11 protein-coding genes and 2 rRNA genes (1 of these 13 only partly in view) are annotated in these 14,851 nt (G+C 61.1%); 4 read left to right on the forward strand and 9 right to left on the reverse strand.

Annotated elements, in window-relative coordinates:
* Together CKO27_RS22170 and rrf are read left to right on the forward strand one after the other, a co-directional pair.
* Positions 1-2,769, forward strand: a 23S ribosomal RNA gene (locus CKO27_RS22170); it begins 134 nt to the left of the window's first position.
* Between the two features lie 76 nt (positions 2,770-2,845).
* Positions 2,846-2,961, forward strand: a 5S ribosomal RNA gene (gene rrf, locus CKO27_RS22175).
* 107 nt (positions 2,962-3,068) lie between these two features.
* On the opposite strand, the gene CKO27_RS22180 is transcribed toward rrf, so the two are convergent.
* The 5 genes from CKO27_RS22180 to CKO27_RS22200 all read right to left on the reverse strand — a co-directional run bounded on the left by CKO27_RS22180 (position 3,069) and on the right by CKO27_RS22200 (position 9,094).
* The gene (locus CKO27_RS22180) at positions 3,069-4,010 is read right to left on the reverse strand and encodes a metallophosphoesterase (protein WP_200377101.1); all 942 of its coding nucleotides are present in this window, start codon (positions 4,008-4,010) and stop codon (positions 3,069-3,071) included.
* Positions 4,011-4,169: 159 nt separating this feature from the next.
* Positions 4,170-4,499 carry a hypothetical protein gene (locus CKO27_RS22185; protein ID WP_200377102.1) on the reverse strand — a complete coding sequence of 110 codons (330 nt, stop codon included), beginning with the start codon at positions 4,497-4,499 and terminating at the stop codon, positions 4,170-4,172.
* Between the two features lie 179 nt (positions 4,500-4,678).
* Complete coding sequence (locus tag CKO27_RS22190; protein ID WP_200377103.1) at positions 4,679-5,224, reverse strand: DUF1134 domain-containing protein; 546 nt, start codon at positions 5,222-5,224, stop codon at positions 4,679-4,681.
* A 41-nt stretch (positions 5,225-5,265) separates the two neighbouring features.
* Positions 5,266-5,463 (reverse strand): hypothetical protein, encoded by a 198-nt coding sequence (locus CKO27_RS22195; protein ID WP_200377104.1) that lies wholly within the window; start codon positions 5,461-5,463, stop codon positions 5,266-5,268.
* A gap of 73 nt (positions 5,464-5,536) precedes the next feature.
* Complete coding sequence (locus CKO27_RS22200) at positions 5,537-9,094, reverse strand: bifunctional diguanylate cyclase/phosphodiesterase (protein WP_200377105.1); 3,558 nt, start codon at positions 9,092-9,094, stop codon at positions 5,537-5,539.
* Between the two features lie 252 nt (positions 9,095-9,346).
* Between CKO27_RS22200 and malQ the strand changes: the two genes are divergently transcribed.
* Complete coding sequence (gene malQ, locus CKO27_RS22205; RefSeq protein ID WP_200377106.1) at positions 9,347-10,858, forward strand: 4-alpha-glucanotransferase; 1,512 nt, start codon at positions 9,347-9,349, stop codon at positions 10,856-10,858.
* 51 nt (positions 10,859-10,909) lie between these two features.
* Here malQ and CKO27_RS22210 read toward each other — a convergent pair whose 3' ends face one another.
* Entirely contained in the window at positions 10,910-11,797 is an 888-nt protein-coding gene (locus tag CKO27_RS22210; RefSeq protein ID WP_242471074.1) for a class I SAM-dependent methyltransferase, read from the reverse strand.
* Positions 11,798-12,036: 239 nt separating this feature from the next.
* Between CKO27_RS22210 and CKO27_RS22215 the strand changes: the two genes are divergently transcribed.
* Positions 12,037-13,254: an EAL and HDOD domain-containing protein gene (locus CKO27_RS22215; RefSeq protein ID WP_200377107.1), complete on the forward strand. Its 1,218-nt coding sequence runs from the start codon at positions 12,037-12,039 to the stop codon at positions 13,252-13,254.
* 98 nt (positions 13,255-13,352) lie between these two features.
* On the opposite strand, the gene fliW is transcribed toward CKO27_RS22215, so the two are convergent.
* From fliW to CKO27_RS24270, 3 genes are all read right to left on the reverse strand, one after another.
* Positions 13,353-13,781: a flagellar assembly protein FliW gene (gene fliW / locus CKO27_RS22220; protein WP_200377108.1), complete on the reverse strand. Its 429-nt coding sequence runs from the start codon at positions 13,779-13,781 to the stop codon at positions 13,353-13,355.
* A 61-nt stretch (positions 13,782-13,842) separates the two neighbouring features.
* Positions 13,843-14,412: a plasmid pRiA4b ORF-3 family protein gene (locus tag CKO27_RS22225; protein ID WP_242471075.1), complete on the reverse strand. Its 570-nt coding sequence runs from the start codon at positions 14,410-14,412 to the stop codon at positions 13,843-13,845.
* Between the two features lie 205 nt (positions 14,413-14,617).
* The coding region (locus CKO27_RS24270) for a hypothetical protein (protein ID WP_207281045.1) at positions 14,618-14,851 on the reverse strand (234 nt) is incomplete at its 5' end.

A 14,851-nucleotide genomic window follows, 5' to 3' on the forward strand; every position in this document is an offset into this window, starting at 1 on the left:
GGTTTCGGCCAGGTATCGCACACTGAATCCATAGGTGTGCGAGGCGAACCTGGGGAACTGAAACATCTCAGTACCCGGAGGAACAGAAATCAACCGAGATTCCCTCAGTAGCGGCGAGCGAACGGGGAACAGCCCTTAAGCGTTGAATGTGTTAGTGGAAGCGTCTGGAAAGTCGCGCGAGACAGGGTGAAAGCCCCGTACACGAAAACTAACTCAGCGTGAAAACGAGTAGGGCGGGACACGAGATATCCTGTCTGAAGATGGGGGGACCATCCTCCAAGGCTAAATACTCCCGACCGACCGATAGTGAACCAGTACCGTGAGGGAAAGGCGAAAAGAACCCCGATAAGGGGAGTGAAATAGAACCTGAAACCGTGTGCGTACAAGCAGTCGGAGCCCTGGAAGGGGTGACGGCGTACCTTTTGTATAATGGGTCAGCGACTTACTTCTCAGTGGCAAGCTTAACCGAATAGGGGAGGCGTAGCGAAAGCGAGTCTTAAATGGGCGTGGTTCTTCGGAACCGATAGTCGCTGGGAGTAGACCCGAAACCGGGCGATCTACCCATGGCCAGGGTGAAGGTGGGGTAACACTCACTGGAGGCCCGAACCGGGATCTGTTGAAAAAGATTCGGATGAGCTGTGGGTCGGAGTGAAAGGCTAATCAAGCTCGGAGATAGCTGGTTCTCCCCGAAAGCTATTTAGGTAGCGCCTCGTGGGTTCACTGCTGGGGGTAGAGCACTGTTTCGGCTAGGGGGCCATCCCGGCTTACCAAACCGATGCAAACTCCGAATACCGGCAAGTGCGACCACGGGAGACAGACGGCGGGTGCTAACGTCCGTCGTCAAAAGGGCAACAACCCAGACCGCCAGCTAAGGTCCCTAAATCATGGCTCAGTGGGAAACGATGTGGGAAGGCCCAGACAGCCAGGAGGTTGGCTTAGAAGCAGCCATCCTTTAAAGAAAGCGTAATAGCTCACTGGTCGAGTCGGCCTGCGCGGAAGATGTAACGGGGCTCAAGCCATGTACCGAAGCTGCGGATGCGAGTAATCGCATGGTAGGGGAGCGTTCCGTAGGCCGTTGAAGGTGTGCTGTAAGGCATGCTGGAGGTATCGGAAGTGCGAATGCTGACATAAGTAACGACAAAGGGGGTGAGAGTCCCCCTCGCCGAAAGCCCAAGGTTTCCTGCGCAACGTTCATCGGCGCAGGGTGAGTCGGCCCCTAAGGCGAGGCCGAAAGGCGTAGTCGATGGGAAGCCGGTTAAGATTCCGGCACCAGGTTACACTGCGATGGGGGGACGGAGAAGGCTAGGTTAGCCGGGCGTTGGTTGTCCCGGTTCAAGGGTGTAGGGAGATCCTCCAGGCAAATCCGGAGGGTCAATTCCGAGACCTGATGACGAGTGTCCACGGACATGAAGTAATTGATGCCAAGCTTCCAAGAAAAGCCTCTAAGCTTCAGGTGTAACGTGACCGTACCCCAAACCGACACAGGTGGGCAGGGTGAGAATCCCAAGGCGCTTGAGAGAACTCGGGTGAAGGAACTAGGCAAAATGGCACCGTAACTTCGGGAGAAGGTGCGCCCTCGGTAGGTGAAGTGGCTAGCCCATGGAGCCGAGGAGGGTTGCAGTGACCAGGCCGCTGCGACTGTTTATTAAAAACACAGCACTCTGCAAACGCGCAAGCGGACGTATAGGGTGTGACGCCTGCCCGGTGCCGGAAGGTTAATTGATGGGGTTATCTTCGGAGAAGCTCTTGATCGAAGCCCCGGTAAACGGCGGCCGTAACTATAACGGTCCTAAGGTAGCGAAATTCCTTGTCGGGTAAGTTCCGACCTGCACGAATGGCGTAACGATGGCGGCACTGTCTCCACCCGAGACTCAGTGAAATTGAAATCTCGGTTAAGATGCCGAGTACCCGCGGCTAGACGGAAAGACCCCGTGAACCTTTACTATAGCTTTGCACTGGACGTTGAACCGACTTGTGTAGGATAGGTGGGAGGCTGTGAACCCTGGACGCCAGTTCGGGTGGAGCCAACCTTGAAATACCACCCTGGTCTGTTTGACGTTCTAACCTCGCCCCGTGATCCGGGGTAGGGACAGTGCATGGTGGGTAGTTTGACTGGGGCGGTCTCCTCCCAAAGAGTAACGGAGGAGCACGAAGGTACCCTCAGCGCGGTCGGAAATCGCGCGATGAGTGCAAAGGCATAAGGGTGCTTGACTGCGAGACGGACAGGTCGAGCAGGTACGAAAGTAGGTCTTAGTGATCCGGTGGTTCTGTATGGAAGGGCCATCGCTCAACGGATAAAAGGTACTCCGGGGATAACAGGCTGATACCGCCCAAGAGTTCATATCGACGGCGGTGTTTGGCACCTCGATGTCGGCTCATCACATCCTGGGGCTGAAGTCGGTCCCAAGGGTATGGCTGTTCGCCATTTAAAGTGGTACGCGAGCTGGGTTTAGAACGTCGTGAGACAGTTCGGTCCCTATCTGCCGTGGGCGTTGGAGACTTGAGGGAAGCTGCTCCTAGTACGAGAGGACCGGAGTGGACGAACCCCTGGTGTTCCGGTTGTGTCGCCAGACGCATTGCCGGGTAGCTATGTTCGGACGGGATAACCGCTGAAAGCATCTAAGCGGGAAGCCCCTCCCAAGATGAGGTCTCCCCAGGAACTTGATTCCTCTGAAGGTCCGTTGAAGACTACGACGTGGATAGGCGGGGTGTGGAAGTCCAGTAATGGATGAAGCTAACCCGTACTAATTGACCGTGCGGCTTGACCATATAACACCCAAGTACGTTGGAGCCCAACGATCTCACCGAATTGCAGCGATCGGATACCCCGATCGCCCACCCGTTCCCTGGCGGCCATGGAACACTGGAACCACCTGATCCCATCCCGAACTCAGACGTGAAACGGTGTCTCGCCGATGCTAGTGTGGGGCCTCCCCATGCGAAAGTAGGTCACCGCCAGGGCCTTATCCCCCAAAACCCCTATGTCCGAAAGGAGATGGGGGTTTTACTTGTCTGCTTAATTTATCCACGTCAGACCAATGCGTGGCCTATACCGAGAGCCGTCGCGTTCACTCCCGACGCAATATGTGTATTGTGATTTCCGGTAAGCAGTTGAGACGGGCGTTGACGACGGAGGTGCCGGCCCCGACCGAGGTATAGCCGATCATATTCTGATAGCGCCAGGAACCAGCGGCCATCCGTCGGGGGCAGCGGGCATCCCAGGTGAGCGGGATGCCGCCTGGAAGACAGATCTGTCCGCCGTGGGTGTGTCCGCACAGCATGAGATCGAACCCGCAATGGGCCGCGTGCCGATAGATTTCCGGGGTGTGCGAGAGCAGGATCGAGACCGCGTTTTCGGGGATGTTGGCGGCGGCCTTGGCGATGTTGTGGACTTGGTAGTAGTGGGCATCGTCGATGCCGGCGAGATGCAGTCGCTGACCGTTCCGTTCGATCGGCTCGGACTCGTTCAATAGACATTTGATCCCCATGGCCTCGAACTCGGGCACGAACGCCAGGCTGTCGTGATTACCGAGCACGGCATGAATGCTGGTCTTGAGATGGCTTCGCACCTCGCGCATGGCTGTCAGCATGGCCGCGTAAGGGCCGAAGGTCTTGGCGCGATAGTCGCCTGTCAGCACACAAATGTCGTAGTCGAGTGTCCGCGCAAGCTCGCATAGGGCCTGGGTGTTGCGCGGTGCCATGTCGAGATGCAGATCGCTCAGATGCAAAATCCGAAACCCGTCGAAGGCGGGGGGTAGGCCGCGCAAAGCGATTCGATTGTGGCGAACCTGGAGGTGGCTGGCGTTGCGTTGGGCGCGCGCGTAGAGGCCGCCGAGGCGCAGGGCGTGCCGGATGAAGCCGTGAACCGAATACCAGTTCTCCGGATAGAAAAAGTGCGCGCCCGGACGATTCAGCACGAAGACCTCGTGATCTTTCTCCAGTCCCAGGCGTTGGCGCAGATGGGCGCGCCCGATGCGGGCGGTCAAACTCTCGATGTCTTCAGGGCTCATCGCGTCGCTTCCAAAGAGGTGGCTGGCCGAACCTGCCGCGTTTGATGATACTTGCCGTCTCGCGAAACCGGATCCGCGCTCGTCGCGCGGGGCGGTACAGGGGTTCAGGGTTCGTTCAGGGTTCTGGATGTAATCTGGCCCCGTGTTTGAAGCAAAATGTTAACAGGAGACAGCAGGATGAAACGTCGAACCAGTGTGTTGATCTTGGTTGTGGCGGGGCTGATGGTGGCCTTGCCCGTGCATGCTCAACGCGGTGGCCCCAATATCGAGGATAGGCTGGATCGCCAGCAAACGGCCATCCAGCGCGGGATCGATTCCGGAGAGTTGACGCGCGGAGAGGCCAAGAGCCTCAAGCGTGACCAGCGCGAACTGCGCCGGTTCATTGACGATTTGCGTCACGAGGGCTACCCGCCGCATGAGGCTCGCCGGATGATCGATAAGCGGCTGGATCGGGCGGGGCGGCGTATCCAGGAACTGTCCAATAATCATGAAGTAGCCTATCGTCGGGATGATCGGCGCGGCCCGCCGCCCCAGGAGAGACCGGGCTACGACGATGATTCGAGATACGATCGCCGATAGTCGCTCGCCAGGGGCGCGATCGGGATTGCCGGGGCCTCGCCATCGGCGGTCTCGATCCCGTCCGGCTTGAGGCGCCAGCCAACGGAGCCTCAGAACGGGTTGATGTGCGCCCGTTCCGTGAAATCCATGTAGCCGGCACTGATGCCCTGCCGCCAGCCCGCGCCGACGCGGATGGGGGCCACCACGACATCACCCGATTGCAGATAATTGACGCCAACGCCGCCAATGAAATAAAGGCTCCCCTCGACCCCCGGATACCGCTGGAAGAGTGCTTCTTCGTTCGGTAGACGGTAAATGAGGATGAAGACCTTGGAGACATTCACCCCGAGATCCAATCCGATCGAGGGGCCCTGCCAGAACAGCGATCGGTCCTGACTGTCCTTGGTGCTGAGCACACCCCGACCGTAGCGCAGTCCGAGGGCGAGCGTCGCGGCGACTTCCTCCCCGGCGATGTAGCCGTTAGGTTCGCCATGATCCCTGAACGCCTTTTGAACAACCAGGCCCAGGTTTTCCGCGCCCTTGCCGAAGAAGGTCGAGACCTTCTCGAGTATCTCCTCTTGCCGATAGGCTTCGAGCGCCTGAACTGGAAGTGAGATGGCGAACAGAAGTAGGAACGCCGTGGTCAGGTTCTTCATGGTGTCGTGCCTCTGGTTGCGACAATTGGTGCGATTTCCGATCATCCGTCGTCGTTTACCGCCGGGATCCTGTCATCGTTCTTGGTTTTGCCGGCCAGTTCGGGATCTCGTCGGTCCTCATCGGTCCGCGCGCGCTTGAGCCCCGCTTGCTGCTGAAAATAGAAGCCCAGGACGAGAGCGGCGATCACGACGACTTCGATGACCTTGGCGGTTCCGGTATCCATATTTTTGTTCCTCATGGCTGGGTTCGGTGCGAGGTGTGCTCCACATTGTCCCTGTCCGAGTCAGTGAAACGACCTTTCTCTTCGGTTTTCAATGAAGCGTCGTGGCGACCTGTCCCGATCTCAGCAAGGGTTCGATCTGGCTGGCCGGAAGCGGGTGGCAGAATAGGAAGCCCTGCGCGACGTGACAGCCGTGCTCGATCAGGAAACCGCGTTGATGCGCGGTCTCGACGCCTTCCGCGATGATGTGAAGCCCCAGATTCGATCCCAGGCCGATGATCGCCTTGATGATCGCGGCCCCCTGCGGCTCGCCGTCGAGTCGGCTGTCAACCTTCTCCAAAAAGGAGCGATCGATTTTGATCGTTTGCATGGGGAGACGGTTGAGATAGCTCAGCGAGGCATAGCCAGTGCCGAAATCGTCGATCGAGAGCGCGAAGCCCTGGTCGCGCAGGGTGGAGAGGATGACGATGGCTTGGTCGATCGAGTGCAGGGTGGCGCTTTCGGTGATCTCGAACTCGAGTTGAGACGGCACCACACCCGCCTTTTCCAGGATTTCTCGAATACGCTCGGACAACTCGTCCTGATAAAGCTCCCTGGCCGACAGATTGACGGCGATCGGCACCAGGGGAACCCCGGCGGCACTCCATTCCTGGATCTGACGACAGGCCTCGCGTAGCACGATTGGCCCCAGTTCCAGAATCAGCCCGGTCGCTTCCGCGAGCGGGATGAAGCGGTCTGGCTCCACCAGGCCCCACTGCGGATGTTCCCAGCGGATCAGGGCTTCCAGGCTGAGGATCGCGCCCGTTCGAATATCCACCCTCGGTTGATAATGGAGCCGCAATTGGTCGTGGTCCAGCCCATGTCGCAGCGCCTGTTCGAGCTGAAACTGTTCCAGAAGCTGCTTGTTGAGGGCCGGGGTATAGAAGCGATACAGGCGCCGTCCATCGGCTTGCGCCTTGTGGAGTGCCGCGTCCGCATGGCTGATCAGTTCCTCTCCGACCTGGGCATCCTCCGGATAGAGCGCGATGCCCGCGCAGGCGGTGATGCGCGCGGTGTCCTTGCCGAGGACAACGGGCTGGTCAAGCAGGGCGCGGATCCGTTCGGCCAGTTCGACCGAGTCCTGGACCTGATCCAGATGCCCGACCAACAGCACGAAGTTGTCGCCGCCAAAGCGCGCGAGCGTGTCTTCCTTGGCCAGCAGGGTTTGCAGCCGTCGCGCGACCTCCCGCAGGAGCTGATCGCCCGCCGCGTGACCCAACGAATCGTTGATGAACTTGAGTTTGTCGATGTCGATCGATAGCAGCGCCAAGCCGTGACCGCCGCGCCTCGCGCTGGCCAGCGCACGGTCGATACGCTCGCGCATCAAGGCGCGGTTGGGCAGGCCGGTGAGCGGATCGTAGTGGATGAGGTGGGTCAGCCGCTCGGAGAGCGCCTTTTTGTCGCTCACATCCTCGCCCAACTCGACGAAGTGCGAGATGTCCCCCTGCGTGTTACGCAAGGGCGTGATCAGGGCCTGCTCCCAATAGATTTCGCCGGACTTCTTGCGGTGCTGGAATTCACCGCGCCAAGCCTGCCCCCGCATGAGGGTGCGCCGGACGTCCCGCCAGGTGTGCATGGGCGTGGCTTCGGTCTTGAGGATCTCGACCGACTGTCCGCGCACCTCCTCGATGTCATATCCCGTGACCTCGCGGAAACGCTGGTTGACGTATTCGATTCGGCCAGTCGGATCGCTCACCAGGACGATACTCGGGCTTTGCTCGACCACCAGGGCCAGTCGCTGCAACTCCGCGCCCCGCGCCTTCTGCTCGGTGATATCGACCAATCCGCCGTAGAGACACTTGCGCCCGGAGTTCGCGGCGTCCAGCAGGCACTCCGTCGTGGAGCGGATCCAGCGCAGCGAGCCATCCTTGTGGCGGATCCTCAACTCGCAAGTCGATGTCTTGCCGGGCGTCAGTGCCATGACTTGCGCGCTCAAGGTCTCCTGATCCTCGGGAATGACCAGGAAGCGCCAGCCGCGTTGCGCGAGCACATCCTGGAGCCGGTGACCGGTCAAGACCTCGATGGAGTCGGTGATCCAGTCGATCTCGTAGTCGCCCTCGGTGGATTCGAGACAGCAATAGGCCACATCACTCATGATCGACGCGACACGGCGATAGCGCCTTTCGCTCGCCTGAAGCTCGCGCTCGGCGCGTTGACGGACGAGCACGCTGGCCATGGCCTCCCCGAGCACGCGCAGCAAGCGGATCTCCTCGGTGTCCCAATGGCGCGCTTTGAGCCGAGTGTCGAACCCGAAAACCCCGAGCCGCTGCCCTTCGCTGCTGAGTGGCAGAAGCAGACGAGCGCGGAAGGCTGGACGCCCCGGCTCGGTTGGCGTGAAGCGGTTCTCCCGTGGCGACACCAGGACATCCGGGATCTGGAGCAGGCCGTCCGCGTCGAGCCGCTCCCACAAGGCCGCGAGATCGGACGTGGTGGCGAGGGGCCAGCCGTCGTGACCGGCGGGGCGGCTGTCCGCGTGCCAGTCATGGGTTGGCGCGAGTTCCTGATCGTTGGTGCGATACTGATGGAGATAGGCACGGTCGACACCGAGGAATTGGCCGATCCGCGCGAGCGCCCGATCGAGCATCCGATCAAGATCCTCGCGCTGGCTATTCACGAACAGTGACGAGATCTCGGCGGCCAGCTCCTGAAAACGGAGCTGTTGCCGCAGCGCCGCTTGCGCTTGCTCACGCTCGGTCACGTCCGTGATCAAGCCCTGGTAGCAGGCATCGGCGCCATCGGCGCGTGCCTGGATACTAGTGTCCAGCTCCACCCAGTGGACGGAGCCATCCGCCCAGCGGATACGAAAGGTCAGAGTAAAATGGTTGTGCCGGTTGGCGATTTCACGGGCGAAGGATGCCTCCAGATCGGTCCGGTCGTCGGGGTGCACCAGGTCGACCAGATGCATGTAGCCGGCGAGAAAAGTCTGGGGCGGATACCCCCAGCGGCGCACGTTTTCCGAGGCATACACCAAGGGCAGGCCCGGTTTGGCTTGCCAGCGCACGGCGACCGTCGTGCTGGCGTCCACGACCTCGGCCGTCGAGCGCAGGGCGTCGCGTTGCGCGATGCGGTCGGTTTGGTCGACGAGGGTGCAGACGAACTCCGATTCTTCCCGCTCTCCGCCAGGCAGCAGGATGAGCACCAGATCCACGATCAGGGTGTCGTAACGGACGCTTCTCAGCGCGACTTCGCGGCATTCGGCCCGCCCTCTGGAACGCGCCGTCTCCAGCGCCTGCTCCAGCACCCTGGACTGTAGGGGGTTGGCCAGATGGGTGAACAGCTTGCAATCCATCGCTAGCGTCTCGCCCGCCGCGCGATTGTGCTCCTTGAGGACGCCCTGCCAGGAAATCAACAAGGCCGGAAGGGGCAGGTCGCGATAGAGCCGTGCGAAGCGCGCCAGCGCCAGCTCGTTCATGGCCTGACTGTCGCGCAGCGCCTCTTGCTGGAACTGGAGCGCGGCATGGTAAAGGTGCAGTTCCTCAAGCAATTCGGCGAGTCCGATGTCGCCGCGTTGGATCTCGCCAATGATGTTCTCGAACGTCCGTTCCCGGAGGATGCGCCGGGCTTTTTCGCGAACAGCCTGATTCGATGCTGGATCATTGGGTGGCTTCATGTCATGCCTGGTCTTCATTGAGATCGAAACCTTGAAAGCCCGGTGCCGAGTATACTCGTGGATTCGTCCGGTTCGTTCGGGTTAGCGGCGCGCCGATGGCACGGGATCGCGTCCGGAGCATCCATCGACGCCAGGCGACGGCAAGGATTCGCTCCTGCCGGCTCGCGTTCATGCATTTCCCCAAGTTTTTCGGCGGTGCTTTGGGTAGACTCCCGGTCTTTCCACGCCAGCCCGTTCCGGAGGTCTTCATTCATGCACCGCACCAGCGGCATCCTGCTTCATCCGACCTCCTTGCCGGGTCCATTCGGCATTGGAGACCTCGGCCCCAGCGCGCGTCGTTTCGTCGATTTCCTCGCGTCCGCGGGGCAGGGGCTGTGGCAGATGCTGCCGCTGGGTCCGACCGGCTATCGGGAGTCGCCCTATCAGTGCACCTCGTCCTTCGCGGCGAATCCGCTCCTGATCAGCCCCGAGCGGCTGTTGGAGGCCGGGTGGTTGCGCGAGAGCGATCTGGAGCCGCCGCCCTTCTCGGCGGATCGGGTCGATTTCGGTGCCGTCGAGCCCTGGAAGACCGCGCTCCTGGCGCGCGCCATGGCCGGCTTCGAGGCCCATGCCGATGACGCCGACCGTGCCCATTACGCGCATTACTGCGAGACGCATCGGTTCTGGCTGGACGATTATGCCCTCTACCACGCGCTCAAGACGCATCACGATCTGCGTCCCTGGACCGACTGGGAGCCGGAACTGGCCCAACGCGACCCAGGCGCCCTGGCGGAATGGTCCGAGCGCTATCGCTCCGAGATCGATTTGCAGCGCTTCATCCAATACCTCTTCTACCGTCAGTGGTTCGATCTGCGCGCCTACGCGGGTAGTCGCGGGGTGCGTCTGATTGGGGACATGCCGATCTTCGTGGCCCATGATTCGAGCGAGGTCTGGACCCACCCCGAGTGGTTCGATCTCGACGAGCATGGCCATCCCAGGGTGATCGCGGGTGTGCCACCGGATTATTTCAGCGACACCGGCCAGCGCTGGGGCAATCCGCTCTACCGTTGGTCGGCCCTCGCGGATGATGGTTACAGCTTCTGGGTGGAACGGCTGCGCCGCGTGCTGGAGATGGTGGATCTGGTGCGGATCGACCATTTCCGAGGCTTCGCGGCCTATTGGGAGATCCCGGCCAGCGAGGCAACGGCGATCAACGGACACTGGGTTCCAGGTCCCGGCATGGATCTGTTCCGCGCCTTGCGCGCGGCCCTCGGCGAGGATCTTCCCCTGATCGCCGAGGATCTGGGTGTCATCACCGAGGACGTCGAGGCGTTGCGGGACGCGCTGGAACTGCCCGGCATGGCGGTCCTGCAATTCGGCTTCGAGGATCTGGCGGACGGATTCGGACGCTCCGCCTTTCTGCCGCACAACCACCGCGAGCGCCTGGCGGTCTACACCGGAACCCATGACAACAACACCCTGCTCGGCTGGTGGGAGGGGCGTGACGAGGCCATGCGCCGCCACGCCCTGACCTATCTCAACAGTGATGGCCGGGAGGTGAATTGGGACTTCATCCGGGCCGCGCTCGCCTCGGTCGCGTCGCTGGCGGTCTTCCCGATGCAGGACGTGCTCGGTCTGGGGGCGGAGGCTTGCATGAACCGCCCCGGCACGGCCGAGGGCAACTGGTTATGGCGGTATCGCGAAGAGATGCTGGACGAGGGCGCCGCGTCCCGTTTGCGCGAGCTGACCCGGCTCCATGGTCGCCTTCCCTATGCCCACGGATGAAGGCCGGCCCCAGAGGTGTTCGGGTTTCCCCTGGATCTCGGGTGGCGGGCGTTATTTTTCCGCCGTCAGATAGGCAATCCAGCCCGCGTCCGGTTCGCCGCTCTCGACCGGGACGAAATGCCCGTCCGGCTGATCGTTCTCGTCCCAACCCTGCCAGTAGACCAGAATCCTGGAGAAACCGGCCTCCCGCAACAGCTCGCGGATCTCGGGCAGGGTCCAGAGTCGCCAGTCGTAGCTGAAGGCGCGCTCAAGGCTGGATCCGTCGTCGAAGCGGAAATGGATGTGACAGACCAGGCGACCCGTGATCGGGTCGTACAGAGCCTGATCCCAGACATAGGTGAAGTCGCCGGCCTCGGGGTCGCTGATCCGCCGCTCCTCGGTCATGACGCGAAAGGCGTCATAGCCGCCGTAGGCGTCCAGGAAGAAGACCCCGTCATCGGGCAGGAGCGCATGAACCCTCTGGAAATACCGGAGCATCGCGCCGCGGGTACGCAACAGCCAGTAACTGAAGTTCATCGCCAGCACGATCTCGGGCGCGGGTGTCGCGGCGGCCAGCACGTCGGTCTGGATCAGTTCCACCCGCGCCCGCTGAGCCTCGGTCAAGGTCTGGATGTTGTGGCGACGTCCCCAGTCCAGTACCTCGGCGTCCAGATCCAGTCCCCAGGCGCGGTTCGTCTTGCGTCGCCGCACCCATTCGCCACAGACCGCGCCCGTGCCGCAAAAGTCCTCTCTCAACAGCCGAGCGCCGCGGCAACGCAACATGCGGAAGGTGCGATCGACGAAATCGACCTCCGCGGATGGGTTCTGAACCGCAAGCTCGTAAAGCCGAAATCGATCGGCTCGACTGGCGCGATCGGACGGGGGCGCTGGAGTCGGGCGTGGCGTGATGAAGGACACGAGCGGCGGGATCCCCGTCATGACATCTGGCTGGTCATTCATTATGACCCGAAGTCAAAGCCGGCCGCCGATCGCTCCGCGACTTTGGTCCGGCGCTTGGGCATGGGTGGCCCGAGGGCGCTCGATAAACCATGATCTGACTCATACTTTATACTGATTCACGCCTTAGCCGCGTCACTTGCCCGCGGGATGAAGGGACCGCGGCCGCGTTTCCGATTCGAGGCAACCGCGAAAGGCGCTCCATGGTCTCGGCCATTTCGAACCAAATCAACGGATGCATCATGACGGATACCTTCCTCGGCGTTCAGCCGATCTTCGATCGCGAGCGGCAGGTCGTGGCCTACGAGCTTCTGTTTCGCGGTGCATCCGGTGGGTTCGAGGCTAGCGGGCTCGACGGCGACGCGGCGACCTCGCAGGTCATCATCAACGCCTTCTCGGACATCGGCGTCGAGCGCCTGGGCCGGGACAAGCAACTCTTCCTGAACCTCACGGAGGGTCTGCTTTCCAGCGACCTCATCCAGACCCTGCCGCCGGATCGGGTGGTGCTGGAGGTGCTGGAGCATGTCCGGGTCACGCCGGCGCTGGTCGTGGCGATCGAGCGTCTGGTCGCCAAGGGGTTCAAGCTGGCCCTGGACGATTTCATCTACGGGTCCGAGTGGGATCCCCTGCTCAAGCTCTGTCACATCGTCAAGTTCGATGTCCTGGGCGACGACGAGAGCGCGATCGAGGCCAAGCTCGCCTCGCTGCCTTCGCGCTATCGTCCGAAGCTCCTGGCTGAAAAGATCGAGAACCGGATCCAGTTCGTCCAGTGTCTCAATCTGGGATTCGATCTCTTCCAGGGCTATTACCTGGCGAAACCGCGCGTGATCGCCGGCAAGCGCCCCCCGGCGAATCGGCTTCAGGTGCTCAGGTTGCTGGCCCAGTTGCAGGATGACTCCATCGGTCTCAAGGACGTCGAGCGGCTCATCAGCCAAGACGTGACCCTGAGCTATCGTCTGCTGCGTTTCCTCGGCAGCGCCGCGATCTCCCAGGGGCGCTCCATTCACACCCTGATGCAGGCAATCTCGCTGGTCGGGCTGCGGACCATCCGGCAGTGGGCCGCGCTGATCGCCTTGGGGAATCTGGACTCGCAACATCCGTACAGCTTCACCCGTTCGCTGACCTTCGCCCGCTTCTGTCAGATCGTCGGCGAGCGGAATCTTCCGAGGGAAAAGGACGCGCTCTTCACGGTGGGGCTCTTCTCCAACCTCGACGAACTCCTGGGCGTTCCCCTGCCGGAAGCGCTCCAGTATTTGCCGCTCGACGAGACCGTCAAGCACGCGATCCTCAAGCACGAGGGCGTGCTCGGTCGGGTGCTGGCGAACGCGATACGGTTCGAGTCGAGCGAAAACACATCGGTATCGCCTCCGCCGGGACTGGATACCGAGACCCTGTCGACCTATTTCCTGGAGGCCTTCGCCTGGTCACAGGAGATCCAGTCCGAGATCCAGGGCGCCTGAGCGCCTCGGACCTCGGCCTGCTCCGGCCGATTCCCCGCCTGAATCCCATCGCCCGTGATCGCGGGAGCTTGCCGCCGCCGGAGCGATCGATTCGCTCGCTAATTCGAGATACTGAGCGCCAGTCGAGGGCTTGTGATGATCTTCTGCAATCCCAGGCACTTCGCGACGTTGATCAGGATGGGGCCGTCGATGTTCGCATGCAGACCGGGCTTGGCCTCCGGCTCCGGATCCTCGTTCTTCCACAGCATCAGGAGCACGATGATCTCCTCCGGACCCTCCGCCTGGAGTAGCGACTGCTCCTCGTCGCTCAGTTCCAGCACGTAATTCAATGCGTAGAACCTCGGATCCACCAGGGTGAACGCAATGCCTGGTTCATCCTCGGAATGCATGCGGTAGACACGCCCGGACTCGGTGTCCGAGTGTTCCAGCCGATAGCGCTTCAGATCCTCGAAACCGGGAATGCCGTTGGGAAAGACGATATCCGTGGATGGCACGGATTCGGAGCTATTGGAGTTGTCTTGGGTCATGGTCCTGGCCTCATGAGGTGTTTGAGGAAAATCGCTCCGAATCCCGGAGGGTGATGCGATCTCATCGACAATATTCGAAGAGCAGGGCATTGACTTGATCGATATCGAAGCTGTCCGGGTCGAAGTCGCCGCCGATCCATTCCAGATAATTCTCATGCTCCGGATGATTCTTGTCGGCGAGCGCCTCAAGAAATCCGTAATAGCCCCAGATCCCACCCACGTCCTCGGGTGGACAGGCGCCCTTGCCCTTGAGACAGCGCGGCAGGACGGCGTCAGGATCCAAGGGCAGAACCTTTTCGAGCGTGATCTTGTGCCGCCAGCCATCCCCGAAATCGTATTCGTAGATCATGGAATCCTTTTCGGCCCGCAGAAGCTGGGCGAGCTGGTAGCGATTTTCGTCCAGGATCTCCTCGAAGCCGAATTCCGGGTCGGGGATACCGAAGTACTCCCCGCCCATCATGAACTGATGCAGGTGTGAATCCGTCCAACCCATCGCGACCTGGATCGCTCGATGAACAACCGGCAAGGGCGTCGCGTCGAGGATGAGCAGTCGTCGCCAAATCGGAGGTTTCGCCCCAACCAGGCCGATCTTCAACTGGTAGATCTTTTTCGATTTTTTTGCCAAGGTCATCCACCTCGGGGGTTGACTGGGACTCTCATGGACCGACCGCCGGATCCTACCCGAGATCCGGGCGCCATGCGATCGCTCGGGAACAATTCGAGCACACTTGGCCGAAGTCAGACGAGCGCTGGAAACCGCGTGCATGTTTCAATCCACGTCCGGCCAAGCCGGGCGATACGGCACGGAAGAGGTTAGGTGATTTCCGGGAAACGTTTTACCCGCGATCCGACCATTCATAGACAGGATTAACAGGATTTCGCAGGATTGACAGGATTTTTAAAGCTCTGTTTTTAACCTGAATCCGTGATCTGAATGACGCGGCAACGTCCTCTTGGCAAATAGCGATGCCGGAATTCATTTCAGCGACGCGAATAGCGCCCGGGCGGGGACGAATCGGTCCACGGAAGGGCGGTTGGGCGAGAAGCTGCGGGCGACAGACAAAAGGATA

It is taken from the genome of Thiocystis violacea (genome assembly GCF_016583575.1).
GTDB classification, from domain to species: Bacteria; Pseudomonadota; Gammaproteobacteria; order Chromatiales; family Chromatiaceae; genus Thiocystis; species Thiocystis violacea.

Bases quoted from the DNA above. Each gene is read 5' to 3' on its own strand.
- CKO27_RS22190 (WP_200377103.1), bottom strand. From the start codon at position 5,224: ATGAAGAACCTGACCACGGCGTTCCTACTTCTGTTCGCCATCTCACTT.
- malQ (WP_200377106.1), top strand. From the start codon at position 9,347: ATGCACCGCACCAGCGGCATCCTGCTTCATCCGACCTCCTTGCCGGGT.
- CKO27_RS22185 (WP_200377102.1), bottom strand. From the start codon at position 4,499: ATGATTATTGGACAGTTCCTGGATACGCCGCCCCGCCCGATCCAGCCG.
- CKO27_RS22195 (WP_200377104.1), bottom strand. From the start codon at position 5,463: ATGAGGAACAAAAATATGGATACCGGAACCGCCAAGGTCATCGAAGTC.
- CKO27_RS22210 (WP_242471074.1), bottom strand. From the start codon at position 11,797: ATGAATGACCAGCCAGATGTCATGACGGGGATCCCGCCGCTCGTGTCC.
- CKO27_RS22180 (WP_200377101.1), bottom strand. From the start codon at position 4,010: ATGAGCCCTGAAGACATCGAGAGTTTGACCGCCCGCATCGGGCGCGCC.
- CKO27_RS22200 (WP_200377105.1), bottom strand. From the start codon at position 9,094: ATGAAGCCACCCAATGATCCAGCATCGAATCAGGCTGTTCGCGAAAAA.
- fliW (WP_200377108.1), bottom strand. From the start codon at position 13,781: ATGACCCAAGACAACTCCAATAGCTCCGAATCCGTGCCATCCACGGAT.
- CKO27_RS22215 (WP_200377107.1), top strand. From the start codon at position 12,037: ATGACGGATACCTTCCTCGGCGTTCAGCCGATCTTCGATCGCGAGCGG.
- CKO27_RS22225 (WP_242471075.1), bottom strand. From the start codon at position 14,412: ATGACCTTGGCAAAAAAATCGAAAAAGATCTACCAGTTGAAGATCGGC.